The organism is Natrinema sp. CBA1119, from assembly GCF_002572525.1.
Classification (GTDB): domain Archaea; phylum Halobacteriota; class Halobacteria; order Halobacteriales; family Natrialbaceae; genus Natrinema.
On record NZ_PDBS01000001.1, the window covers coordinates 816,395 to 838,579 of the forward strand.

Annotated in this window: 25 protein-coding genes and 1 tRNA gene; 6 read left to right on the top strand and 20 right to left on the bottom strand. The window is 63.7% G+C overall.

What is annotated here, in order from left to right; all coding sequences use genetic code 11:
* Positions 1 to 22: 22 nt before the first annotated feature.
* The 6 genes from CP556_RS03945 to CP556_RS03970 form a co-directional block, all read right to left on the bottom strand.
* Positions 23 to 424, bottom strand: a complete 402-nt coding sequence (locus CP556_RS03945) for a response regulator (RefSeq protein WP_098724439.1) — start codon at positions 422 to 424, stop codon at positions 23 to 25.
* A 107-nt stretch (positions 425 to 531) separates the two neighbouring features.
* Positions 532 to 1,518, bottom strand: coding sequence for a hypothetical protein (locus CP556_RS03950; RefSeq protein ID WP_098724440.1), 987 nt, complete (start codon positions 1,516 to 1,518; stop codon positions 532 to 534).
* Positions 1,519 to 1,520: 2 nt separating this feature from the next.
* Positions 1,521 to 2,672, bottom strand: a complete 1,152-nt coding sequence (locus tag CP556_RS03955) for a hypothetical protein (protein ID WP_098724441.1) — start codon at positions 2,670 to 2,672, stop codon at positions 1,521 to 1,523.
* Between the two features lie 575 nt (positions 2,673 to 3,247).
* Positions 3,248 to 3,320, bottom strand: a tRNA-Pro gene (locus CP556_RS03960).
* Positions 3,321 to 3,426: 106 nt separating this feature from the next.
* Positions 3,427 to 4,029: a tRNA (pseudouridine(54)-N(1))-methyltransferase TrmY gene (gene trmY, locus CP556_RS03965; RefSeq protein WP_098724442.1), complete on the bottom strand. Its 603-nt coding sequence runs from the start codon at positions 4,027 to 4,029 to the stop codon at positions 3,427 to 3,429.
* 67 nt (positions 4,030 to 4,096) lie between these two features.
* Complete coding sequence (locus tag CP556_RS03970) at positions 4,097 to 4,654, bottom strand: metal-dependent hydrolase (RefSeq protein ID WP_098724443.1); 558 nt, start codon at positions 4,652 to 4,654, stop codon at positions 4,097 to 4,099.
* A 132-nt stretch (positions 4,655 to 4,786) separates the two neighbouring features.
* On the opposite strand from CP556_RS03970, the gene CP556_RS03975 reads away from it, so the two are divergent.
* The gene (locus tag CP556_RS03975; protein WP_098724444.1) at positions 4,787 to 4,972 is read left to right on the top strand and encodes an HVO_A0556 family zinc finger protein; all 186 of its coding nucleotides are present in this window, start codon (positions 4,787 to 4,789) and stop codon (positions 4,970 to 4,972) included.
* Here the strand turns inward: CP556_RS03975 and CP556_RS25780 are convergent.
* From CP556_RS25780 to CP556_RS03990, 4 genes are all read right to left on the bottom strand, one after another.
* Positions 4,969 to 5,127, bottom strand: coding sequence for a hypothetical protein (locus CP556_RS25780; RefSeq protein WP_176548115.1), 159 nt, complete (start codon positions 5,125 to 5,127; stop codon positions 4,969 to 4,971). The genes CP556_RS03975 and CP556_RS25780 overlap by 4 nt on opposite strands.
* Positions 5,128 to 5,279: 152 nt before the next feature.
* A complete protein-coding gene (locus CP556_RS03980) occupies positions 5,280 to 5,468 on the bottom strand; it encodes a DUF8028 family protein (protein WP_098724445.1) in 189 nt (62 codons plus the stop codon).
* Between the two features lie 8 nt (positions 5,469 to 5,476).
* Positions 5,477 to 5,668 (bottom strand): DUF7511 domain-containing protein, encoded by a 192-nt coding sequence (locus tag CP556_RS03985; RefSeq protein ID WP_098724446.1) that lies wholly within the window; start codon positions 5,666 to 5,668, stop codon positions 5,477 to 5,479.
* Between the two features lie 283 nt (positions 5,669 to 5,951).
* On the bottom strand, positions 5,952 to 7,061 hold the full coding sequence (locus CP556_RS03990; RefSeq protein ID WP_098727276.1) for a S1C family serine protease: 1,110 nt from the start codon (positions 7,059 to 7,061) through the stop codon (positions 5,952 to 5,954).
* A 165-nt stretch (positions 7,062 to 7,226) separates the two neighbouring features.
* Here CP556_RS03990 and CP556_RS03995 point away from each other — a divergent pair, with 165 nt between their 5' ends.
* Positions 7,227 to 8,606, top strand: coding sequence for a tRNA pseudouridine(54/55) synthase Pus10 (locus CP556_RS03995; protein ID WP_098724447.1), 1,380 nt, complete (start codon positions 7,227 to 7,229; stop codon positions 8,604 to 8,606).
* A gap of 413 nt (positions 8,607 to 9,019) precedes the next feature.
* On the opposite strand, the gene CP556_RS04000 is transcribed toward CP556_RS03995, so the two are convergent.
* Together CP556_RS04000 and CP556_RS04005 are read right to left on the bottom strand one after the other, a co-directional pair.
* On the bottom strand, positions 9,020 to 9,211 hold the full coding sequence (locus CP556_RS04000) for a helix-turn-helix transcriptional regulator (protein ID WP_098724448.1): 192 nt from the start codon (positions 9,209 to 9,211) through the stop codon (positions 9,020 to 9,022).
* Positions 9,212 to 9,215: 4 nt separating this feature from the next.
* Positions 9,216 to 9,611, bottom strand: a complete 396-nt coding sequence (locus CP556_RS04005; RefSeq protein WP_098724449.1) for a hypothetical protein — start codon at positions 9,609 to 9,611, stop codon at positions 9,216 to 9,218.
* Positions 9,612 to 9,869: 258 nt separating this feature from the next.
* On the opposite strand from CP556_RS04005, the gene rnhB reads away from it, so the two are divergent.
* Positions 9,870 to 10,541, top strand: coding sequence for a ribonuclease HII (rnhB, locus tag CP556_RS04010; protein ID WP_098724450.1), 672 nt, complete (start codon positions 9,870 to 9,872; stop codon positions 10,539 to 10,541).
* Between the two features lie 378 nt (positions 10,542 to 10,919).
* Here rnhB and CP556_RS04015 read toward each other — a convergent pair whose 3' ends face one another.
* Genes CP556_RS04015 through lonB form a run of 3 tightly spaced genes read right to left on the bottom strand, consistent with a single transcriptional unit; the run spans position 10,920 to position 14,505 of the window.
* Entirely contained in the window at positions 10,920 to 11,264 is a 345-nt protein-coding gene (locus CP556_RS04015; protein WP_098724451.1) for a hypothetical protein, read from the bottom strand.
* 25 nt (positions 11,265 to 11,289) lie between these two features.
* Positions 11,290 to 12,342: a CPBP family intramembrane glutamic endopeptidase gene (locus CP556_RS04020; RefSeq protein ID WP_098724452.1), complete on the bottom strand. Its 1,053-nt coding sequence runs from the start codon at positions 12,340 to 12,342 to the stop codon at positions 11,290 to 11,292.
* Positions 12,343 to 14,505 carry an ATP-dependent protease LonB gene (gene lonB / locus CP556_RS04025; RefSeq protein ID WP_098724453.1) on the bottom strand — a complete coding sequence of 721 codons (2,163 nt, stop codon included), beginning with the start codon at positions 14,503 to 14,505 and terminating at the stop codon, positions 12,343 to 12,345.
* A 294-nt stretch (positions 14,506 to 14,799) separates the two neighbouring features.
* Between lonB and CP556_RS04030 the strand changes: the two genes are divergently transcribed.
* Entirely contained in the window at positions 14,800 to 15,318 is a 519-nt protein-coding gene (locus CP556_RS04030) for a nicotinamide-nucleotide adenylyltransferase (protein ID WP_098724454.1), read from the top strand.
* Positions 15,319 to 15,346: 28 nt separating this feature from the next.
* Entirely contained in the window at positions 15,347 to 16,186 is an 840-nt protein-coding gene (locus CP556_RS04035; protein ID WP_098724455.1) for an SAM hydrolase/SAM-dependent halogenase family protein, read from the top strand.
* Between the two features lie 97 nt (positions 16,187 to 16,283).
* Here the strand turns inward: CP556_RS04035 and CP556_RS04040 are convergent, their stop codons facing one another.
* Complete coding sequence (locus tag CP556_RS04040) at positions 16,284 to 16,655, bottom strand: HalOD1 output domain-containing protein (RefSeq protein ID WP_098724456.1); 372 nt, start codon at positions 16,653 to 16,655, stop codon at positions 16,284 to 16,286.
* 122 nt (positions 16,656 to 16,777) lie between these two features.
* Positions 16,778 to 18,322 carry a thermosome subunit alpha gene (gene thsA / locus CP556_RS04045; protein WP_098724457.1) on the bottom strand — a complete coding sequence of 515 codons (1,545 nt, stop codon included), beginning with the start codon at positions 18,320 to 18,322 and terminating at the stop codon, positions 16,778 to 16,780.
* Positions 18,323 to 18,509: 187 nt separating this feature from the next.
* Here thsA and CP556_RS04050 point away from each other — a divergent pair, with 187 nt between their 5' ends.
* A complete protein-coding gene (locus tag CP556_RS04050; RefSeq protein ID WP_098724458.1) occupies positions 18,510 to 19,343 on the top strand; it encodes an amidohydrolase family protein in 834 nt (277 codons plus the stop codon).
* Between the two features lie 4 nt (positions 19,344 to 19,347).
* Here the strand turns inward: CP556_RS04050 and CP556_RS04055 are convergent, their stop codons facing one another.
* The 3 genes from CP556_RS04055 to CP556_RS04060 form a co-directional block, all read right to left on the bottom strand.
* Positions 19,348 to 20,694, bottom strand: coding sequence for a glycerate kinase type-2 family protein (locus CP556_RS04055; protein ID WP_098724459.1), 1,347 nt, complete (start codon positions 20,692 to 20,694; stop codon positions 19,348 to 19,350).
* Complete coding sequence (locus tag CP556_RS25785; protein ID WP_176548116.1) at positions 20,691 to 20,831, bottom strand: hypothetical protein; 141 nt, start codon at positions 20,829 to 20,831, stop codon at positions 20,691 to 20,693. The genes CP556_RS04055 and CP556_RS25785 overlap by 4 nt, the downstream gene beginning before the upstream one ends.
* A 607-nt stretch (positions 20,832 to 21,438) precedes the next feature.
* A complete protein-coding gene (locus tag CP556_RS04060; protein WP_098724460.1) occupies positions 21,439 to 22,143 on the bottom strand; it encodes an ATP-binding cassette domain-containing protein in 705 nt (234 codons plus the stop codon).
* Between the last annotated feature and the right edge of the window lie 42 nt (positions 22,144 to 22,185).

A 22,185-nucleotide genomic window follows, 5' to 3' on the forward strand; every position in this document is an offset into this window, starting at 1 on the left:
CGGAAACGGACAATAGCCGCCGCTACAGGGATTCCAGGGTTTCGGGGAACTCGCTCGGGTCGATCGGTTTCGTGAGGATCTCGTCTGCCGCCGCTGTCTCCTCTTCGATGCGCTCGACCCTCGCTCCCGAACCAGTTAGCACGACTATTAGAATATCCGATAGATCGGTGGCCTCCCGCGCCTCGGCCAAAATCTCTCCGACGGTCATTTTTGGGAGATGCCAATCTATGAGGATCAAGTCGGGACGGGGTGCGTCCTCGTAGCCATTTTGCTGCTGGAGGACGTCTAGGGCTTCACCGCCATCGGTAACGGTATGGATGGTACTGTGGATACCCGCCTCCTCGAGTAGCTCTTTCGTGAGACGAACATCGCCGGGATTGTCCTCGATTAAGAGTACATCTCCAATTTCTTTTGGGCCATCCATTAAGTCAAAAAGAAAGGGTGCAGGGATAAGGGTTGGGAGAGTACAGCTGAAACAACAAGCCCTGTCGGAGAACCACGGGGCGGCGTCAACTCGCAACGGTACCGCAGTTACTGGTCGTCTGAGATATCAGAGTCGCCTGAACCATCTGAATTGTTTGAATTATCCCCGAAATGGTCATCAAGTGATGACTGATCTGGACCGTGTAAGTAGTCCTCTACAGACTCACCCATCACTTGCGACTCAACACTAAGGATATTGCTCATATGCTCACGTTTGAATCTGTAGTGCTGGTTCTCAACATGATCGCATGCTTCGAACTCAACTAAGAATTTGAAAACGAAGTCTAAATCGCTAAGATCGACGTTGTGTCGTGGTGCGAAGTAGTCACGCACCTGGGTCCGAGTCACTTCTACTCCATCATCATGGTCAACAGCTTGCTCACCCCAGATATCGCAGATTGCGATGGCAAGGACCTCATGTTCCATCCCTTCTGTGAGCATAATCTCGTCTGGCGGATTCTCTGGCAGTTCGACACCATTCCGAAGAAGCGACTGAAGGTTCCCACTATCGACGAACTCGCCACCGAGAACACGCAACTCATCGCCATAATCCTGTGTCATCACAACCGCATACTCCGTGAGCTCGTCCCACACATCTTGGAATGAATCAGACTCCGCACACGCTTCCTCAATATATTCTTCGTCAAGATCCTGGTAGACGATAACCGGCTCAACCGAAGACACCGTACCGTCATATCCAGTTTTCTCACGAACCTGCGCAGCCTTGAGCGCATCCTCAGCAGCCTCAATATCGACATCAGCACACTTGCGCATCTGCTTGATGTCATGAGCGTTGATGTTGTTCCCACTCTTGATTTCCGCGAGTACACATGTCTCACTATCGTATAAAACGAAATCGGGCTCCGAACGCACACCATCGGACCGGTCTTCGATGACCGGGAACATCACAGGGATACGCACACCATGGGAAGCAAGAGGCGGATCGGCACGGGCCGTCGTTGCAGAGTAAAACAAGTTGTAAGTATTGACTTCGCGGCGTTGGCGCTCCCCCTCCGTCAGCTCTCCCCCTACCATGTCTATTGGATAGCCACCGGGCTCTGCGATTTACTTAGCGAGTATGTCGAGTCGAGTTCATCGTACACTTGGCGAACAAAGCTACGGAGACTTAGCGCGGTTGTGCTGTCTCGAGCATACAGAATGATATCTGGCTCCTCTATTGCGACATCGAATACTTCGTCATATTCGGTGTCGAACACGCGGATTTTCCGTCCACCGTCACGGATACCGTAGCGGTATTGATTTCCGTTTAACACTGACTCCTCGATTTCTCCGACGAGGTCTTCTGCGGTATTACGGTCGGGGTTGGTGAGTTCAACGGCAGTGAATCCATCGACAGTAAATCCGTTGCCGAGATTGTCGTGTACTGGCGGGTGTTCGACGCTGAAACTCTGCCGATCCAGCTCTTGATAGCCTTCCGTGAGACCGAGTAGAGTATCGACCGCTTTGGGTTCTGAGCCGTCGCGAACTGAACGCATTGTCAGCCGGCCTTTGTTTGTATTCGCTCCTTGGATAGCTGTGGTAGGGCTATTCTTCTGGTCGAATTCAATGCGTGTTGGTTTCGCGTCGAAGGTGTCTTCGGCTTTTTGGAGGTCGCCAGGTTCTGCACCGGAGAATGTGAGAGTTGCGTCTCGCTCCCTGTTCGGAGCATGGTATTTTGCAGTGAATCCACTGATACGGGAATCGCGAATGCGTTCTGTGAGGTCCTCTAAGTGGTCTGCCGATAGGTAGAGACGTTCAACGGACGGAAGGTACTTGATAAAATTCTCGATTGTTTTCTCTCGCCAATCGGAATGGATGGTCGTTAGTATCCAAAGATAGCCGTCGTTCGTGACGAAGACGAACTCGTCTTCTCGGCCTTTGCTCGGTGTTGTGATAGTGACGAGAGAGACATTGTCGTCAGCGACTTCCTCGTTGAAGGTGTGGTTGGAGACGTAATTCGCGGCGTGGCCAGTGATGCGGTCGCTTTCGGCGAGATGCGTGACCCATTCGTCAAGAGTACCGATCTCGTATCCTTCGTTATCGCAGATGTAGATGTTGAGGTCGGTTTGATCCCCGCTTCGTGTCGTCTTTTCATCCATCTCCTCGTCGGATTTGACGACGTAGTCAATGAGTTTGTGAAGTACCTCCCGTGTGGTTTTTCCTTCGAGGGAGGTGGGGTCAAGGTCCATGTAAATTGTACTCCGTGGTAGCGAGTGTATCTGTGGGTCGTGCTGCGTTCTGTCTTGAACTTGGCGTCTATACCGGTAATAAGATTGTTCATCCTCTCCTGATAGGTTTTGGAGTGGCTCCCACGTCATGCGAGAGTGTATTGGACTGTGCGGTGGCGCGCGCGGCTGTTCGGCTAGTTCGAGGTTTTATTTTGAGGGGCGCGCGACAGCTACTCGACTCCAGCAGGAATCACATGACATTGGGAACCCGTGGTTGCGATGCAGTTCAGTTCAACCCCAGCGGGAGCGCGAATGTTATACCGAACCCGTCGCTGTGTGGCGATTATTCCCGGATTCGAAATGGGGATAGACTAAAGTAGGCCAGCGCAGATGTCGAACAGTCGCGAGATGGTCGGTTTCGCTACGCTCGAGCGCTGCGGCTTGCATATTTGAATCTTAGTGGGAATAGTAGAGGCCGGCGCAGATTCGAACCACGGTCGGAGCAAAGCTCCTCCCTGATTCGAATCTGCTTGGGTCCATTTCTCCCGCATTACGGACTCCTCGCTCCGCTCGTCGTCGTGAAATGCGGGAGAAAGTGGGCCGGCGCAGATTCGAACTGCGGTTACGGCCACCCGAAGGCCGAAGGATACCAAGCTACCCCACCGGCCCGCACATGCTGAGTGAACGGATCCGGTCGTTTAACGCTTCCGAATGCCGGCGTCGAACCGCCAGCAGGAGGCCCGATCTCTCGAGCCACCTCCCACCAAAACCGGCCTCAAAACCGCTCGTAGCCGTCCGTATCCAGGTAGTGATGCGCGACGGTGATCGCCTGATCCGCGTGTAACAACTCGGGCCCGAGCCGGAGCCGCTGATCGGCGAACGCCTCGAGCAACTCCGCCTCCTCGTCGGTGAAGTCCCGGTGATCCGAGAGCACGAAAATCGCGTCCCCCAGCGTCTCGGCACCCACGTCGATCACCGCCTCGCCGTCCTCGTGCAACTGGACGATCGGGCCGTCGTCGGCGATTTCCTCGAGCGTCCCCTCGAACCCGCGGCGATAGACCTCGATCCCCGGACTGGGTTCGGCGGGCAGCGCGCCGATGGCGTCCTCGCGGTGCTCGAGGGCCTTGCGAACTAGCGCGGCGGTGCTCCGCTCGTCGGGGTTGAGCCGCTGGAGCGTCCCGCCGTCGAAGGTGATCGTGAGTTCGTCCTGGGCGATCAGGTGGACCCGCACGTCCTCGCGGATGCCGTGGGAAGTGACGAACGCGGCGGTGATCGACCGACAGAGCGCGTCGAGGCGACCGGCCCCGCCCGCGAGGTCGTCGAGCGAGAAGTCGGGCTCCGTGGGAACGTCGTGACCGATGAGCACGAACTGGCGCATACCGGAGCGTGGGGGGCCGACGGGATAGCCGCCACGATTCGCCGTCGGCCGGCGCTCCCGCGGACGCTCAGGATCCGATCCCGAGCCGCCGCTCGAGCGAGTCGAAGGCCCACTCGAGCCCCGGCATCCCGTCGCGGTACCAGGCGACGACGGCGACGGCGAAGAGGCCGAACTGGACCCACTGGTAGGTCCCCAGCTCGTAGTAGTGGAGGAACGCGTCGAGGATGCCAGCGACGGGTTCCTCGGGGGGCTGCTCGAGCACCGGCCAGAGGAGGTACGCGGCGTGTGCGAACTCCCCCGAGAGGATCCGCGGCGGGACGTCTGCCAGCAGGTGCGAACAGTAGCCGATCAGGAAGGCGACGCCAATCGCGCGGCCCTTGAGGCGATCCGCGACGAGGAGGACGACCGGCACGAGGAGGGCGACGACGAACAGCGAGTGTGCGAGGGTGCGACCGCCGGGCAGGATGCCGAAATTCCACGCGAGGGGCTTATCGATCAGATCCGGCGTCTGCGAGCCGAACGCGAGCGCGATCGCCGGCACGGCGCGCGGCGGGCGGCCGAGCCGGGAGTGCGTGACGACGGTGTAGAGCAGATAGGCGACGGCGAGGTGTCCCCAGGGCCACATCCCTCGAGCGTTCGCCGGACGCGGGCATAGATGCTTCGGCTCGACGCGACGACGGTGGGACTGCATACCGCGATGGCACCGCTGCATAGGCATGGCCAACCGTTACCCTCGTCACCGGTATCCAGTCACTACATGGCGAAATCAGAGTCGGCGCAGTCGAACGGGCAACAACAGTTGCTCGCGATGCTCGAGGGACGGTCCTGTCACCACTGTCCGGACGGCGAGCTCGAGCGGGGGACATACAAGGACAACAGGGCGATCGTCTGCGATAGCTGCGGGACGCCGCGCGTTCAGGTCTGGTCGGCGTCGCTCGACTAGTACTCGAGCGCGCCGATCCAGGCGTCGCCGCTGCTGACTGTACACCACTCGCGGTGTGCGTCGTGACAGCGCGAGTCCATCACCTGACCACACTGGCACCAGTGCTGTGCATCGCCGGGAACGGACCGTCGGCAGAGCGGACAGCGGGACTGCATGCTAGTATCTACCACGGTTCGACAGATACCACTTTTCGGTGCAGCGCTGACCGGTCGCGAACGCGACTGGTATCCGCCGAAAGAAGGCTCCCATAGGAAGAGTAAACGGAAATAGTCGAGGGAGCACCGAAGGGGAAGACCGGGGGCGGCGATCACCGGGATCGCGATCCCGAGTAGTCGTGGCCGACGACGAGGGCGAGCGCGTGGACCGCTAGGAGCGCGACGAACAGCGACAGCCGGCTCATCGAGTCGATCCCGGCGAGAATGACGGGCACGTAGACGATCGGTAACAGGGTGCCGAGCCAGAAACCGGCGGCGGTGACGGAGTGCCGTAGGTGCATCGTCGGAACTAGCGCATCGACTCGAGGCCGACGAACGAGTCGTCGTACGCCGAGATCCAGGCGGTCATCAGCTCCTCCTCGCTGGCCTCGGACGGAAAGATCGCGCACTCGTCCGGGGCCCCGTCGTTTTCGACGGTGACGTGATCGAGCTCGGCGGTCGGTCCCTCGGTGTCCGGCGTGTGGAAGTCGGCATCGGTCATGGGCTATCGGGCGACGAATACTCGCGCCGGACTGTGCTACCGGAGGGGATATTATTGTTATCACGTTGCTAATCGGATCAATTCGGTCCATAGCGATCGGTTCCGCCCCGATTCAGACGGTTCAATCCGTCGATAAAGAACTAAATGAGCGCTGATGTGTACGATATCGCTATGACGAATCGAAACCGGAAACTCGGGCGAAGCGGCGGCATAATAACTCGTTTCGAACGACCTAACGTGTCGTTCCGTCCCGGTCAGACGGCTCGAGTCGGCGGCTAACCACCTAGACCGACGGCCGGGCGTCGAGCGTCAGCGTTCTGGTGATCGCGCGCCCGTTCCGCCGGAGACCGATGTCGAGTGCGTCGCCAGGACTGGTCTCGAGCGCGAGATACGTCGACAGCGCGTGGCGGTCGGGGATCGGTTCCCCGTCGAACGTGCGGATGACGTCGCCGCCGACGGGGATCGGTTCCCCGCGTCGCTCGACGGCTCCCGTGGCCGGCTCGAGGACGCCGTCGGTGGCCGAGCCCTCGTCGATACCGGTGACGATGACCCCGGACGCCGCCTCGAGATCGTTCGCCTCGGCGACGAGTCGGTCGACGGGGTGGAGGCCGATCCCCAGGTAGGAGTGGTCGTACGACCCCGGGTCGATGAGCGCCGGCACGACGCGTTCGGTGAGCGCCGCCGAAATGGCGAATCCGATGTTGTCGCCGCCACCGGAGTTGATGACCCCCGCGACCGCCCCGTCGAGATCGACGAGCGGCCCGCCGCTGTTGCCGGGGTTGACGGCCGCGTCGGTCTGGATGACGTTCGGGTAGGAGAACTGTCGCTCGGGGAGGTCGAGCGTCCGGTTGACGCCGCTGACGATCCCCGACGACATCGAGCCGTTGAGGCCGTAGGGGTTGCCGACCGCGGCCACCTCCTGCCCGACGACGGGCCGTTTCTCGGTCAGGGGAAGCGGGGACGCCGTCTTCGGGACGTGATCTGCCTCGAGAACGGCCAGATCGCTGTGGTAGTCGCGACCGACGAGCGTGGTCCCCGTCCAATCACCGTTAGTGTACTGAAGGTCCGCCGCCGTGCCGGTACCGATGACGTGGTCGTTGGTGACGATGTGACGGTCGTCGTAGACGAACCCCGATCCCTGCCCGCGTCCCTCGGTACCGGTGGTCGGATCCCGGAGCCCGAAGACGCGGATCTGCGTGACCGAGCCGATGATCTCATCGTAGAGGTCCGTAAACGCCGAGCCGTCCGCGAGGTCTCCTCGATCGATCTCGTTCGAGGAGTTCCCCTCGATCGAGTCGTCGGCTCGAGGCTCCACGCAGCCGGCGGCGACACCGGCGAGCCCGGCGCTCGCGGCCGCGAGAAAGGAACGGCGATCCAGTCGGGAGTCGTCCATGACCGGGAATTGGACCCGACCCATTTGAACCTCCGGGCCATCGGTCGGCCGATTCCGGCCGTGTCGGGGAGTTCGATCGGGGCGGTGACCCCGACGGCGGCCGATCGAGCGCGTCGTCCCCGCGAAGGGAAAACGTGTTACCCGCGGCACCCCCACTCTCGAGACATGATCACGGAAGACGCCCGCGCGTTGCTGGCGACGGGCCCCGTCTGCGACTCCTGTCTCGGACGGCCCTTCGCCGAACGGAGTTTCGGGCTGACCAACGCCGAGCGCGGTCGGGCGCTGCGCACGACGGTCGCGCTGGCCGACGACGAGGACTTCGATCCGACTGAGCCCGCGGACTGCTGGGTCTGCGAGGGCTACTGCGGGACGTTCGACGCCATCGCGGACGCGATCGTCGGCGCCCTCGAGGGGTGCGAGTTCGCCACCTATCAGGTCGGCAGCCGCATCCCGCCGCTGGTCGAAGAGAACGAACGACTGCTCCGAGAGGACGCCGACCTCGAGCCCGACGTCGGCGAATCGATGAAGCGCGAGATCAACCGGGAGGTCGGCCGGCGCGTCGGCGCGAAGACCGAAACCGAGGTCGACTTCGACCGACCCGACGTGCTCGCCATCGTCGACCTCGAGGGGTTCGACCCGCGCGAGACCCTCGAGTCGGGGGCCGTCACGAGCCACGCCGTCGACGTCCAGATCAATCCCGCGTTCGTCTACGGCCGCTACCGCAAACTCGAGCGCGATATTCCCCAGACGGAGTGGCCATGCCGGGAGTGTGGCGGCAGCGGGATCCAGCTCGGCGACGACGGCGAGGAGCCCTGTGACTACTGCGGCGGTTCGGGCTACCTGTACGACACGAGCGTCGAACAGGTCGTCCGCCCCCACGTCGTCGACGCGATGGACGGCGACGAGGGCACCTTCCACGGCGCGGGCCGGGAAGACGTCGACGCCCGCATGCTCGAGGGCGGCCGACCGTTCGTCCTCGAGGTGAAGCGACCGCGCGTGCGCGACCCCGATCCCGAGACGCTCGAGGCCGAGATCAACGAGGCCGCCGAGGGCTCCGTCGAGGTCGACGGTCTCCGGCTGGCGACTCACGAAATGGTCGAGCGCGTCAAGGAACACGACGCGAGCAAGCGCTACCGCGCGGACGTCGAGTTCGCGGAGCCGATCGACGAGGACGCCTTCGAAACGGCGCTCGCAGAACTCGAGGGGACGACCGTCGACCAGTACACGCCGGAGCGAGTGGACCACCGGCGGGCGGGGCTGACCCGCGAGCGGACGGTCTACGGGATCGACGGCGACTTGCGATCGTCGGCCGAGGCCGAGGTCCGGATCCACGGCGAGGGCGGCCTCTACGTGAAGGAACTCATCAGCAGCGACGACGGCCGAACCGAGCCGAGTCTGGCGGGCTTACTCGAGACCGACGCCGAGGTGACGGCGCTGGACGTGACCAGCGTGGAAGGGGCAGACGAGCCGTTCGAACTCGAGGAGTACTTCATGGACGAGCCGCGGGCAGATCACGAGGAAGAGACGGCGGAGACAGTCAACTGAATCGATCAGCAGACGATCGGTCGGTTTCACAACGATATCGGACCCGCTGAACGATACGAGCACCACAACGTATCAACACAAGAAGACGGTTGTTTCGCTCTATTCGGTCCGTGTCCGAGCTGTGCGTCGTGAGCGTAACGTGTGCCGGATGTGCTACTGCGTGTGTCAGCGGTCTACAATGCACCCTGTGTCTCGTAGCAACGTGTAGATATGCTGGTGGTAGCTGTGGCTGCTGTCTCGTTTGGTATCGACAACGTCCCAGATCAGGGGGCCATCGTCTACAGCTGACCACGCAAATCTATTCTGGAGCTACGCCCTGTTCATAGCGATCGTCGCCACCGGCTGACTATCGCCAGCAATAGCAAGATGACGGAAACCCGGCGAAGCAACATCGTATACAACACTACGAGATCTCACTCGGGCGAGAACAGGTCCTCTATTTCACACTCGAAGTAATCGGAAAGTTCGAATGCAAGCTCAAGCGATGGGTTGTAGCGTCCCGTTTCGATCGCGTTGATTGTTTGGCGGGTGACTCCGACCTCGTTGGCTAGCTCTTCTTGCGTGATATCGTGTTTGGCACGGTAAACTTTCAGGTCCGTTTTCATTCCCTTAGTTGACGTATCTGTAGTATCCGAACGTCAGTGCATAGGCCAGCATGCCACCGGTTAAATAAATCTGACTCTGTCCCTCTTCTGGAAAGACGGAAGTTACGAGGTTGAGACAGACTATCGACAGTAGAATCCAAAACGAATCGAGGCCGGCCTTTCTGTGTAACTCCACGGATCGTTCGTCTTGTAACGCCGTTCGATTACGGCCGGCAGAAATGTTTCTATAGCCGAAGAACAAGAGGATTCCAACTGGGAGTAAGAGTCCAAAATAACCGATCGGCGGGAAATCATAGTACCGAAACACCGCAGCCCCGCCGATGAAAAGCAAAACTGCACCCGCTACCAGTACGTATCCCTTCTGCCTCTGGCGCGAAAAGTTCAGTTGTGATTCACTCATAGTACGTGCCAGCGCTTTTTCCACAGGTGACGCGATTCGTCTCGTACGCTCGCTTGGTATCAAGCTTACCAGACATTTTGGAAAGTATCTCCACCATATTGGACACAATACTACACGCCAGTATAAAAGTTTCTTCCGCACTTCCTCGCTTCGAAATAGTCCCTGTTGATCAGCAGACCAGTTATCGAGCGATGCCAACCGACACCGTAAAACTGCGATAACACAACGATTTTCCGCTCCGCCACCGATCGGCAGCGTATGCCATTCGGCGTCGACGAGGCCGGCAAGGGACCCGCGTTGGGGTCGATGTTCGCCGCAGCAGTCCACACGGAGGAGCCCACCGCCCTCCCCGACGGCATCAGGGACTCGAAGCGGCTCTCCCCCGAGCGCCGCGAGAAACTGGCGGCCGCCCTGCGGGCCGACGAGCGGATCGCGATCGGCGTCGCCGAGATCACACCGGCGCGGATCGACGACCCCGAGACGGACATGAACTCGCTCGCGGTCGCGGCCCACGCCGAAGCGATCGAGGGGACGGTCGGCGACCTCGAGCGCGCCGATGACGCGAACGATCCGATTTCGGGACTCTGCGACGCCTGCGACACCGACGCCGAGCGCTTCGCTCGGCGGGTCGCCGACGCCTGCTCGCTCGAGGGAGTTGCCGTCGACGCGCGTCACGGTGCCGACGACGAGTCGCCGCTGGTCGGCGCGGCCAGCATCGTCGCCAAGGTCGAACGCGACGCGCACATCGCGACCCTCGCCGACGAGTACGGACCGATCGGCAGCGGCTATCCCGGCGATTCGACCACTCGCGAATTTCTCGCGTCCTACGTCGACGAGCACCGCGAACTCCCGCCGTTCGCGCGCGAGTCGTGGTCGACCTGCGAAGACGCGCTCGCCGCGGCCGAACAAACCGGGCTCGAGCAGTTTTGAAAACCGCTCGAGATGGACTCGCGGCTGACGACGTGGGCAGTATCGGGGTGAAACCAACGTATCACTCCAGACCAGCCAACCGGCGTGCGGTGGCGCGCGCTGTCGGCCGACCGAGCGTCGCGAGGTGCAAACACAGTGAGCACCTCGGAAAGCGAACGGTGACCGTAGGGAACCATGAGCCGAGCGAGAGTGGCCGACGGTATTGCGCGAGGGATGAGCGAAGGAAGTATGACCGAGCGAATCGGCTGGGGAGGGTGTGGCGATTCCCTGCTGCCACGGTAGCAGGACGCTCCTTCATCTGATCCCTCTTACAATCGGCTGCACCATTCACATGAGAACTGTCGATCGATGCCCTCCGTCTTCGACTGAAGATACCACTCAGTTCGCACGCCAGAGCGCGTAGACGTAGCAGCCGACCCCGAGAAAGACGAAGAGCGACGAAAGCAGGTCGATAGCTGCCGCCCTCGTGAGGACGGCAGCGAACGTGAGAACGCCGCCCGCGACGAGACAGGCCGCGGCCGCGGCCAGCGCCGATCGCGGGTTCGCGGTCTGCTCGTACAGCATCGCCCCGACGGCGATCGCGATGACCCCGAACCCGAGTTCCGCGACGATGGCCGCCAGCGGATCGTTCGCGATCGTCGCGTAGACCAAGACGACGAAGTAGCCCAGAATCAGGGCGACGATCGCTCGAGACCGAGCCGTCGATCCGGCGGTCGCGTTCATGTTCCACCCGACTCGCTCTCGGACCTTAGCTTTCGAGGGTCTCGGCCCACTCGAGGCCGAACCCCTCGTGGACGACGAACTCGAGGGCGTTGATCAGGTAGTGAGCGACGACGACCACCAGCAGGCTCCCGGTGACGATGTAGACGGCCGCGAGCACGAATCCGAGAAGGCCGGTGACGACGACGCCGACCGAGCCCTGCATGCCGTGGCCGAGCGCGAACGCGATCGAGGAGCCGACCGCGAGCAACCACGGCGAGAGACCGAAGCCGGCGGCGGGGACGCCGATCAGCGCCGCCCGGAAGAGGAACTCCTCGAAGACGGCGATGATCGGCAGGACGCCCAGCAGGAGGATGAGCCAGCCGCCGATCGAGTCGGGCGAGAGCAGTTCTCGAAGCGCCTCGTCGTGGTCGAACCCGAACCGCGTCGCGGCCGCCGCGGCGAGTTCGTTCGCGAGGTAAAAGACGACTCCGGCGGCCGCTCCCAGGAGCAGCCCCCTCTCGAGGTATGCGAGGGAGAACTCGATACCCAGCGCCGACGCCGGAATCGCCGTATAGACCGCCGCACCGAGCAGGACGAGCGCGAACAGCCCCTGGGAGAAGGCGACGTTCGCGAGGACCATTCCGGTCGACAGCGAGCCCGGATCGACGCCGCGCTCGGTCGGCCGGCGCTCGTCTCCCTCGATGGTGGCCTCGCGGTATGCACTCGAGTCGTCGGATTCGATTCCGTCGGTGCTCTCGTCGGACACGCCAGCAGCGCTCTCGTCGGACACGCCAGCAGCACTCTCGTCGGATACCCCGGCAGTGCTTCCGTTCGGTCGTGGAGTGGCGGTAGCGGGGCCGTCGGCGGACCGTGCGTTCCGGGTCGAATCTCGATCCGTCGCCGCCGGGTTGCCGTCGAACTCGGACGACGACTCGAGGGGTCGGTGACTCGAGGTGGTCGTCCCGTCAGCCGACGCTCCGGGGCCGTCGCTGGCGTCGGGTTCACCGTCGGTGAACGCGGATTGGGTGAGATGCGATAAAACGAGCAATAATACGAGGACGACGCCCGTAATGCCGACGAACGTCGCCCACTGCGGCATTTACTGTGGGCTCGGGTTCGAGCCGCCGGCGGAGCCGACGGTGCCCTGATCGAACGCAGTGCCGGTGATCGACTTCAGCCGGTCGACCAGCGAGTCCTTCTTCGGTTCGCCCATGAGGGCGACGTCGAGGACTTCGCTGATGTTCGAACAGGGGATGATCTCGACCATCTCCTTGTACTCGTCTTCGATCATCACGTCCTGCTCGTTCGCTTCGGGAATGATGATCTTGGTGCAGCCGGCCTTCGCGGCGGCCTCGATCTTGTGGGTGACTCCGCCGACCGGCAACACGTCGCCGCGCACGGACAGCGAGCCGGTCATCGCGACCGACTGGTCGACTGGGATGTTCTCGAGGGCACTGATGACGGCGGTCGCCACCGTGATGGAGGCAGAGTCGCCGTCGACACCCTGTTGCCCGGCCTGGACGAACTGGATGTGGATGTCCTTCTCCGAGAGATCGACGTCGGAGAACTTCTTGATGATCGCGGAGACGTTTTGGACCGACTCCTCGGCCATCTCCTTGAGCTGGCCGGTCGCGATCACCTGACCGCCGCCCTGCGCGGGCGCGATCTCGGCCATGACGGGGAGCATGATACCGGAGTCCTCACCCATGACGGCGAGGCCGTTGACGCGGCCCTCGACACCGCCGTCGTTGACCTGTAGCTCGTAGTCCTTGCGGCGCTCGATGTAGTCGTCGGCGAGCTGTTGCTCGATCGAGCGCGAGCGGGCTTTGGCCTGCAAGACGTCGTCGCGGGTGGTGAAATCCCGATCCTCGGCGCGGGCGATGTCGCCCGCGACGCGGACCAGGCCACCGAGGCTGCGGAACAGCAGCGTTAAGTGATTCTTCCGACCCGAACGGCGTTTCGCCTCGAGGATGACCTCTTCGACCGCTTCGTCGGTGAAGTGGGGGAGGCGGCCGTCGCGTTCGACCTCCTGGGCGATGAAGCGGGCGTATTTGCGCCGCATTTCGGGGGTGTCCTCGATGGTGTCGTCCATGTAGACCTCGTAGCCGTACCCCTTGATCCGGTTGCGGAGCGCGGGGTGCATATTCTCCATGGCGTCGAGGTTCCCCGCGGCGACCATGATGAAGTCACAGGGGACGGGTTCGGTCTGGACCATCGCGCCCGAGGAGCGCTCGGACTGGCCCGTGATCGCGAACTCGCCTTCCTGGATCGCCGTCATCAGCTTCTGCTGAGTCCGGATGTCGAGCGTGTTGATCTCGTCGACGAACAGCACGCCCTTGTTGGACTTGTGGATCGAACCGGGTTCGACGCGGTCGTGAGACGGCGTCTCCATGCCGCCGGACTGGAACGGGTCGTGGCGGACGTCGCCCAGCAGCGCGCCGGCGTGGGCACCGGTCGCGTCCTCGAAGGGGGCGACGCGCTGCTCGCCGTTGTTGACGATCATGTTCGGCACCATCGCGTCGCTGCCCCGAGAGGTGTAGCGGAAGATCAGCCAGATGATCCCCGCTGCGAGGATGCCAAGCAGGAGCTGCCCGCCCGCCAAGATCGCGTAACCGAGGACGACCGCGATGATGATCCACATCAGGATCGAGCGCATCTGGTTGCGCTTTCGGGCTTCCTCCTTGTGAGCGTCGATGATCTGTTCGCCCTTCCCCGCAGGGACGGTTCGGACCTTCGGCTCGTTGCCGTCGTCCGGATTGTGGTAGACTAAGACGTCCTGGAGATCCTCCTTGGGCAACAGTTGGCTCATCGCCTTCGCCAGCATCGATTTGCCGGTCCCCGGCGAGCCGATCATCATGACGTGGCGGCGTTGCTTCGCCGCTTTGATAATTATATCTCGTGCTTCGTCCTGACCGATGACCTGATCGACGAGTCGATCGGGGACTTCGATGTCCTCCGTCGAGTCGATCTTCAGACCGCCCAGCAGATCGTCCTCGGCGATCTCCTCGTCGACCTCGACGCCGGGATCGACCTCGACCGTACTCCCCAGATCGTCGACGGTCTCGATATCGTCTCCCTCCTCCTCGTCGGACGACGACTCGAACTCGTCGATCGGATCGTCGACGTCGTGACGACGGTCGCCGTCCTCCTCGAGCGGCGACTGATCTCCCTGACGCTCGGGCTGCTCCGCAGGCTGGTCCTCCTCGGGAGCAGCGTCGGGGGCGTCTTCGGGAGGGTCGTCAACGTTCGTATCGTTACTCATAGAACTCTGTTCAGTACCTGATTCGAAGGGATTGCGACTGATATACTTTCTCCATGCGGAGGATGCTGTCAGTCGCTGATACCGGGGGAACAGCGGTCGACGGGGCGAATCAAGCGTTAGCTACCGGATATTTAATGCATTTTTAACTGGCGCGGAATATACTGTTACGGGACCAGTCAGTGATCGTGATCGTTACGGGTAGGCTGTAGTCAGCGCAACCAGCCGCGACTCGGACCGTGACGGTTCGTGCGAAAACTCGCCACGCTTAAGCGCCGTGCCCGAGCAGTGTCCGGCATGACCCGGGGGTTTTACATCGGTCGCTTTCAGCCGTTTCACAACGGCCACCGGAGCATGGTCGAGGAGATCGCGAACGACGTCGACGAGCTCGTCCTCGGGATCGGGAGCGCCGACGATTCCCACACGGTCCGGAACCCGTTTACCGCCGGCGAGCGGATCATGATGATCACGAAGTCGCTGGTCGACTTCGATATCGTGACCTACGCCGTTCCGATCGAGGATCTGGAACGGAACTCGGTGTGGGTGAGTCACGTCCAAAGCATGAGTCCCGACTTCGACGTGGCCTACTCGAACAACCCGCTCGTCATTCAGCTCTTTCGGGAGGCCGACATCGAGATCCGCCAGTCGCCGATGTTCAACCGCGACGTACTCGAGGGATCCGAGGTCCGCGAGCGAATGATAACGGGCGGCGACTGGGAGTCGCTCGTCCCCGAAGCCGTCATCGAGGTCGTCGGCGAGATGGACGGCATCGAGCGGATCCAGATGGTCAGCGACTCGGACTCGAACGGCGACTGACTTCAGCCGTCGATTCGTAGCGACGATCATGATCACGCTCTCGTCGGACTTCGGCACGCCGTACCCCGCGGCGATGAAAGGAGTGATACTGCAGCGAACGGACGCCAGACTGGTCGACGTGGCCCACGATTTCCCCCGGCAGGACGTTCGAACGGCGGCCTTCTGGCTCCGAGAGGTATTGCCGTATTTTCCGCCCGCGACCCACCTCGTCGTCGTCGATCCGGGCGTCGGTACCGATCGGAACGCGCTGGTCGTTCGCGCCGGCGACCACGCGCTCGTCGGGCCGGACAACGGCGTCTTGCTTCCCGCCGCTCGGCGACTCGCCGGCGAGGAGGGACTCGAGACCGCGCTGATCGACGAACGGGAGATCGGCCCCGTCGAACCGACGACGCCGGCGGACTCGACGGCCGACTCGAGCGAACGGGCGTCGACAACCCGGAGTACTACGTTCCACGGACGGGACGTCTTCGCCCCCGCCGCCGCCGCGGTTCACGACGCCGAAATCGACTCGCTCGGTTCGCTCGAGTGCCTCGAGTCCGGCACTTGGGCCGTCGACCTCGAACTTCCGGCGGCCGAACTCGAGGGCGGGCGAGCGATCGGCGAGGTGCTGGTGGTCGACGGGTTCGGGAACGTCATCACGAACGTTCCCGGATCGTCTCTCGACGGGCGAGACCGGATCCTGGCGAACGGCCAGTCCGTCCCGGTCGGAGTGACGTTCGCGGCCGTCCCCGCCGGAGAGCGATTGGCGACCGTCGGCAGCCACGGCTACGTCGAACTCGATGTCAATCGAGGCCGCGGCGACGACGCATTCGGTCTCGAGCCCGGCGATCGAGTCGTCCTCGAGCCGACCGAGAATGACAGCGACTGACCGAACTGTGACCGCGATCCGCGACTCGAGTCGTCTCCGGTAGTCGCCCGCCGGCGTCTCCGGTAGTCGTCCTCGTCAGTCCCCGCTGGCGCGACCGTCAGTCGCCCGCCGGTGTACCCTGCTGTCGCGTCGGGTCGATAACGATCTCTCCGTCCGAACGCACGGTCACGGAACATTGCGAGAACGTAAAGGAGATAGAGCCGTCACCGACGCGGGGCTCGTCGCCACGCCAGTGGATGAATAGCGCGTTCAACGCGTCCGGCTCGATGCACTCCGAGAGCGCCTCGAGGTCGTGGGGTTCGACGCCGAGGACCGACGAGACGGTCATGAGCAGGGCGGTACTCACCGGCTCGTACGCGCCGTCTTCACACCACGTGTGGTAGGTGCCCCGATCCTCGTCGTAGTAGACGGTCCGATCGCTCGTCGTTCCGATCGGCCGCAGGTTCTCTCTCGGAGCAGTTCCGGACATGCTATCCCGGAATTTCGTTTGGTAACACTTAACACTGATGGCCATCTGACATTGCTCCGTCGCTACGGATCTGAGACATCGAAAACGGGCGAAAAACGAAACGACTGCCGCGAACAGCGACGTTATTCGGCGGCGATGACGTCGTCGATCCGGGCGATCATCGTCGCGGCTTCGGTTGCGCTCTCGACGGCTTCGCGCTTGACGTCGGCGGGGTCGATGACGCCGTACTCGAAGGGATCGTCGATCGTAACCTCGTCACCGCTGGTGATCAGACCGGCTCGACCTTCGGACTCGTGGCCCGCACGGAGATCCACGAGCACGTCGATGGGATCGCGGCCGGTGTTAGCCGCGAGCGTCCGGGGGATGATGTCGACCGCGTCGGCGAAGGCCGTCACGGCGAGTTGCTTGCGGCCCTCGATGCCGGCGGCTTCCTCGCGGATCTTGTCCGCGATCGCAATCTCGGTTGCGCCTGCACCGGGAACGACTTCGCCGGATTCCAGCGCCGTTGCGACGACATCGAGCGCGTCACCGATGGCTCGCTCGAGTTCGTCGACGATGTGTTCGGTCCCGCCGCGGACGAAGACGGTGACCGTCTCGGCGGCCGCACCGCCCTCGACGAACGCGAGATCGTCGTCACCGAAGCGCTCGGTGTGGATCCGGTCGGCGGAGCCGAAGTCGGCGTCCTCGAGGTCCTCGAGGTCGCCGACGCGGCGAGCGCCGGTCGCGGAGGCGACCTGTCGGGCGTCGCTGTCGCCGAGGCCCTCGAAGACGAGAATGCCCTCGTTGGCGAGGGAGTTGGCGACGCGGTCGTTGACGTCTTCGGTGGTGAAGACGACGTCCGCCCCGCTCTCGGCGACGGTCTCGGCGTAGCCCTCGAGTTCGCCTTCCTCGGCGTCGATGGCGGCGTTGAGCTGGTCGATCGAGTCGATGGCGTACTCGGCATCGACGTCGCCCGTGCGGACGCCGAGTTCGACGTCCAGAATCGCGATCGACGCGTCCTCGATCTCGGTAGGCATCCCGTCGTGGACCGGTTCCTCGTCGACGATGATGCCGGGGACGAGTTCGGTCGCGTTCGAGGAGGCACCGACCTGCGTGTGGACGGTGATGTTGTCGCGTGCGACGCCCTCGTCGGTGTCCACGTGACGGATCGCTTCGACGACCGTCTCGGCCAGCGATTCGGCCGTGAGACCGCCGGTTCCCTTGCCGGTCATGCACGATTCGGCGACCTGCCGGAGGATTTCGTCGTCGACGTCGGCCTCGTTGACCTGCTCGGCGATCGCCTCGAGGGCGATCTCGCTGGCTTCGTGGTAGCCCTCGACGATGGTCGTCGCGTGGACGTCCTGCTCGATGAGGTCCTCGGCCTCGCCGAGCAGGTTGCCGGCGAGCACCGCGGCGGTCGTCGTCCCGTCACCGACTTCCTCCTCCTGGGAGTCGGCGACTTCGACGATCATCTGGGCCGCGGGGTGCTCGATATCCATCTCGTTGAGAATGGTCGCGCCGTCGTTTGTGATGACGACGTCCCCGCCGGAATCGACGAGCATCTTGTCCATACCGCGGGGCCCGAGCGTCGTCCGTACCGACTCGGCCACGGCCTTGCCGGCCATGATGTTGGACGATTGCGCGTCCCGGCCCTGCGTTCGCTGACTATCCTCGCTCATAATGAACATGGGCTGCCCACCCATGCGTCGCTGTTGTGCCATCGTTGATCCTCACTAACCATGTCGTCAGCACTTCTATATAATTCTTTCCCTCCTACCGCCGTTCCGTCTGGCGATTGCGCGTGTGAACCGTCGACAGGCCGGTAGCGGCGAGAGCCGGTAGGGAAATATGGGTCGCCTCGGAACACACCTGTGAATGCTGGAGCTGGAACACGGGTTTCGCGTCGTCGACGTCGCGACGCGGCTGCCGGCGGCCGACGGCAGCGGGGGGCCCCGGAGCCGAACGATCACGGCCGATCGACTCGAGCGGGAGATGCACCAGGCGGGGATCACCGGATCGATCGTCTACCCCCCGTCGCGATCGGGGACGAGCTACATCGCGCCGAACAATGGCGTCGCCAGGCGCAGCGTCGACCGACCGTTCGTGGCCGTCGCCCGGATCAACGGCTCCCAGACGCCGGGCCGGAACGCGACCGGTCGACTCCGCAACGCCGTCAGTCGTCGCGAGGACCGTCACACGTCGCCGAGTGACATCGAGAAGTACGCGTACGACGACCGCTTTCACGGGTTCGTCCTCGACCCCGCTATCGACGACTATCCCGACGACGACGTCCTCGCGGCGCTCGAGGACGTCGACCTCCCGGTGATCGTCCGCGGCGGCGTCGACGCACCCCCCGAAACGCTCGCCGAGACCCTCCTCGAGCGCTCGTTCCCCGTCGTCGTCGGCCGCTTCGGCGGCCACCCTCTGAACCGCTCGCTGATGGACGAGATGATCGACCTGCTCGACGAGTACGACGACTGCTACCTCGAGACGAGTTTCGTCCGGTATCGCGAGCAACTCGAGCGCGCGCTCCGCGAGCACCCCGACCGGGTGTTCTTCGGAAGCGGCGCGCCCGCCTGCCACCCCAACGTCGCCGTCATGGAGATCCTCACCCTCGACGTCTCGGAGGATCTGCTGCGCCGTGCGTTCTCGAAGAACGCCTGTCGCGTGATCGACGCGCTCACGGTGGACGCGGAGCCCTGGAACTGACCCGCTAGCCGACGACCAGCACCCGCAGATCGTTCAGGTTCGTCCCGGTCGGCCCCGTGAGAATCAACCCGTCCCGTGACTCGAGGTACGGGTACACGTCGTTCTCGGCGAGGGCCTCGCGCGCTGTATCGGGGTCTTCGACCGTCGTCTCGTCGACCACTGCGCCGGCCGCGTCGGTCGCGCCGTCGATCCCGTCGGTGTCGACCGCGGCGATCGTGATTCCCCCCTCGTTTTCGTTCGCATCTCCGCCGTCTTCGAGTTCGAGCGCCGCGCTCGTCGCGAACTCCTGGTTCGGACCGCCCGTCCCGTCGCCCCGGACCGTCACCGTCGTCTCGCCGCCGGAGAGGAGCACGGCCGGCGGTGAGACGGGTGTGCCGGTGGCCCGCGCTTTCTCCGCGATCGCGATGTGGGTCGTCGCGGCGTCGCGGGCTTCGCCGCGAACGCGCGAGGAGAGTACGAGCGGTTCGTAGCCCCGATCGGCCGCCGCGTCTCGGGCCGCTTCGAGCACCGTCATCCCGTCGGCGACGACGTGATTCGAGACGGTTTCGAAGACGGGGTCGTCGGGACCCGGCGTTTCGGCTCTCTCGCCGGCCGCGCCGCGCTCGAGGTGACCGACAACGGCCTCGGGCGCGTCGATTCCGTAGCGCTCGAGGACCGCGAGCGCGTCGTCGAACGTCGACGCGTCGGGCGCGACGAGACCGCTCGCGATCACGCTCAGGTCGTTCCCGACGACGTCGCTCAGGACTACCGAGGCGACCGTCGCGGGCGCGGCGCAGCGAGCCAGCCGCCCGCCCTTCAGCGCCGAGAGGTGCTTGCGGACCGCGTTGATCTCGCCGATGTCGGCCCCGCTCGCGAGCAGGGCGTCGGTGGTCGTCCGGAGGGCCTCGAGCGAGACGTCTCCCGCGGGCGCGGGCATGAGCGCGCTTCCACCGCCGGTGATCGCCGCCAGCACGAGGGTCGAGTCGGTCGCCGCGTCGGCCGCCTCGAGCACGTCCCGCGTCCCGTCGACGCCGCGCTCGCTCGGGACGGGATGGTCCCCCTCGCGAACCGCGACGCGCTCGGTTTCCACCGGGTCGTCCGTGACGACCACGCCGCCGTCGATCCGATCGCCCAGAATCGTCTCGAGCGCCACGGCGACGTGTGCCGCAGCGTTGCCGCCGCCGAGGACGACAATCTCCTCGTACTCGCCGAGGTCGTAGGTTGCGTCCGCGATGCGGAGGGTCTCCCCCTCGAGCGAGACGGCGTTGCGGACAACCGTTCGCGGATGGCCGGCCTCGATCCCGGCCTCGAGACACTCGAGCGCGACCTCGCGAGCCGCGGTCGACGCGAGACGATCCCGGTCTGCGATCACGCGAGATCACCCGCGGCCGTTACCGGCGGGCGCGTCTCGTCGCCGCTCGCGGGAGAGGCGAGCGCGACGGACAGCGAACCCGACGTCGCCGACGGCTTCGAATCCGCCGTTCGAACGCGGCGTTCAGTGCGGAGCATAGGCGAGCAGTCGTCCGGAACCCGGTAAAGCTAGGGGGGTCGGACCATCTCGCGTGACGTGTCATGATGCCGGTTCTCCGAGACGAAATTACCCGGACGAGCGGACTGCTCCCCTCAAGTGAACCAGCCACGGGGTAGAAAATGCCTCGAGGGTCGCGGATCTCACGGCGGTCGAAGGAGCCAGTGGACTAGTTCTGTGGAGTGACTCCGGTGACAAGCCGGCGATACAGTTGTGCTGTTCGAGATGTGATAGAAGTGGGTAACTGATGGAAATCGGGTGAGACAAAGCGTCCTGCTATCGTGGCACCAGGGAATCGCCACGCCCTCCCCAGCCGATTGCTGCTCACGGGCGCGCAGCGTCCGTCTGCTCACGGCGGCTCCGCCGCCGTTCGCATGGTATGCGAGACCTCCGGTCTCGCACTATTCGCATGGTTCGCGGAACCAGAGGTTCCGCGCTAACGCTCACTTCGTTCGCTCATCCCTCGCGCAATATCGCCGGCCACCCTCGTTAGCACTCGGATGGCCGACAGCGCGCGCCACCGCAGACGGTTGGCCGGTTCGGCGTGATACGTGATTTTCTTGTACTGAACGATCGGTAAAGAGGAAGTCAGTTACGGGCGGCCTCGAGAATCGCCTCGCGATCCGCGGGCTCGGTGGCCGTCCACCACGCGATCCGGTCGATCTCGAGGGGGCCGTAGTCGGAGACGAACGCGAGCCACTCGCAGGAGGCGATCGTCCGGCGGTTCGTCGACGTGTCGATCGGCGAGTCCTCGAGATCGGCGTCGACGGCCTCGAGCAGCCGTTCGGCCGTCGGATCCGGTCTGGGCGTGTCGACGCCGGCGAGCTGGCGCAGGTACTGAAACGTGGCGAGACCGACGCCGGAGATCGAGCCGATCGGCTCCTCGTCGTAGCGGTAGTGGTCGGCCGTCGCGGCCCATCCCACGAGCGCCGCGAGATCGTCTGTTTCCGGCCGGTCAGCGAGGGCGCGAGCGATCTCGAGAAGGACCTCTCGCTTTCGCTGCGCGCCCAGCGCCGCGACGAGGGCCTCGTCCTCGCGGTCGAGAGCGGCCAGCGCCGCGAACGAGTCGACCCGATCGGTCGCGACGAACGCGTCGCGAAACCGCTCGACGGTCGGTTTGATCCCGTCGACGAACCCCTGTCCGGTCGACGCGGCGGCGGCCTCGGCGACGAGCAACAGCGGTTCATCGCCGCTCCAGCGCCGATACTCGAGAAAGTCTCGCGCGAGTTCCGCGTGGGGCACGCCGTCGGCGTACGCCTCGAGGACCGTCCGGACCGCCTGGTCGGGACACATGCGTCTCACCACACATATCATACGGGGGACTGATAGCTGTAT

Bases quoted from the DNA above. Each gene is read 5' to 3' on its own strand.
- CP556_RS03945 (WP_098724439.1), bottom strand. From the start codon at position 424: ATGGATGGCCCAAAAGAAATTGGAGATGTACTCTTAATCGAGGACAAT.
- CP556_RS03950 (WP_098724440.1), bottom strand. From the start codon at position 1,518: ATGGTAGGGGGAGAGCTGACGGAGGGGGAGCGCCAACGCCGCGAAGTC.
- CP556_RS03955 (WP_098724441.1), bottom strand. From the start codon at position 2,672: ATGGACCTTGACCCCACCTCCCTCGAAGGAAAAACCACACGGGAGGTA.
- trmY (WP_098724442.1), bottom strand. From the start codon at position 4,029: ATGCGCCAGTTCGTGCTCATCGGTCACGACGTTCCCACGGAGCCCGAC.
- CP556_RS03970 (WP_098724443.1), bottom strand. From the start codon at position 4,654: ATGTGGCCCTGGGGACACCTCGCCGTCGCCTATCTGCTCTACACCGTC.
- CP556_RS03975 (WP_098724444.1), top strand. From the start codon at position 4,787: ATGGCGAAATCAGAGTCGGCGCAGTCGAACGGGCAACAACAGTTGCTC.
- CP556_RS25780 (WP_176548115.1), bottom strand. From the start codon at position 5,127: ATGCAGTCCCGCTGTCCGCTCTGCCGACGGTCCGTTCCCGGCGATGCA.
- CP556_RS03980 (WP_098724445.1), bottom strand. From the start codon at position 5,468: ATGCACCTACGGCACTCCGTCACCGCCGCCGGTTTCTGGCTCGGCACC.
- CP556_RS03985 (WP_098724446.1), bottom strand. From the start codon at position 5,668: ATGACCGATGCCGACTTCCACACGCCGGACACCGAGGGACCGACCGCC.
- CP556_RS03990 (WP_098727276.1), bottom strand. From the start codon at position 7,061: ATGGACGACTCCCGACTGGATCGCCGTTCCTTTCTCGCGGCCGCGAGC.
- CP556_RS03995 (WP_098724447.1), top strand. From the start codon at position 7,227: ATGATCACGGAAGACGCCCGCGCGTTGCTGGCGACGGGCCCCGTCTGC.
- CP556_RS04000 (WP_098724448.1), bottom strand. From the start codon at position 9,211: ATGAAAACGGACCTGAAAGTTTACCGTGCCAAACACGATATCACGCAA.
- CP556_RS04005 (WP_098724449.1), bottom strand. From the start codon at position 9,611: ATGAGTGAATCACAACTGAACTTTTCGCGCCAGAGGCAGAAGGGATAC.
- rnhB (WP_098724450.1), top strand. From the start codon at position 9,870: ATGCCATTCGGCGTCGACGAGGCCGGCAAGGGACCCGCGTTGGGGTCG.
- CP556_RS04015 (WP_098724451.1), bottom strand. From the start codon at position 11,264: ATGAACGCGACCGCCGGATCGACGGCTCGGTCTCGAGCGATCGTCGCC.
- CP556_RS04020 (WP_098724452.1), bottom strand. From the start codon at position 12,342: ATGCCGCAGTGGGCGACGTTCGTCGGCATTACGGGCGTCGTCCTCGTA.
- lonB (WP_098724453.1), bottom strand. From the start codon at position 14,505: ATGAGTAACGATACGAACGTTGACGACCCTCCCGAAGACGCCCCCGAC.
- CP556_RS04030 (WP_098724454.1), top strand. From the start codon at position 14,800: ATGACCCGGGGGTTTTACATCGGTCGCTTTCAGCCGTTTCACAACGGC.
- CP556_RS04035 (WP_098724455.1), top strand. From the start codon at position 15,347: ATGATCACGCTCTCGTCGGACTTCGGCACGCCGTACCCCGCGGCGATG.
- CP556_RS04040 (WP_098724456.1), bottom strand. From the start codon at position 16,655: ATGTCCGGAACTGCTCCGAGAGAGAACCTGCGGCCGATCGGAACGACG.
- thsA (WP_098724457.1), bottom strand. From the start codon at position 18,322: ATGTTCATTATGAGCGAGGATAGTCAGCGAACGCAGGGCCGGGACGCG.
- CP556_RS04050 (WP_098724458.1), top strand. From the start codon at position 18,510: ATGCTGGAGCTGGAACACGGGTTTCGCGTCGTCGACGTCGCGACGCGG.
- CP556_RS25785 (WP_176548116.1), bottom strand. From the start codon at position 20,831: ATGCTCCGCACTGAACGCCGCGTTCGAACGGCGGATTCGAAGCCGTCG.
- CP556_RS04060 (WP_098724460.1), bottom strand. From the start codon at position 22,143: ATGTGTCCCGACCAGGCGGTCCGGACGGTCCTCGAGGCGTACGCCGAC.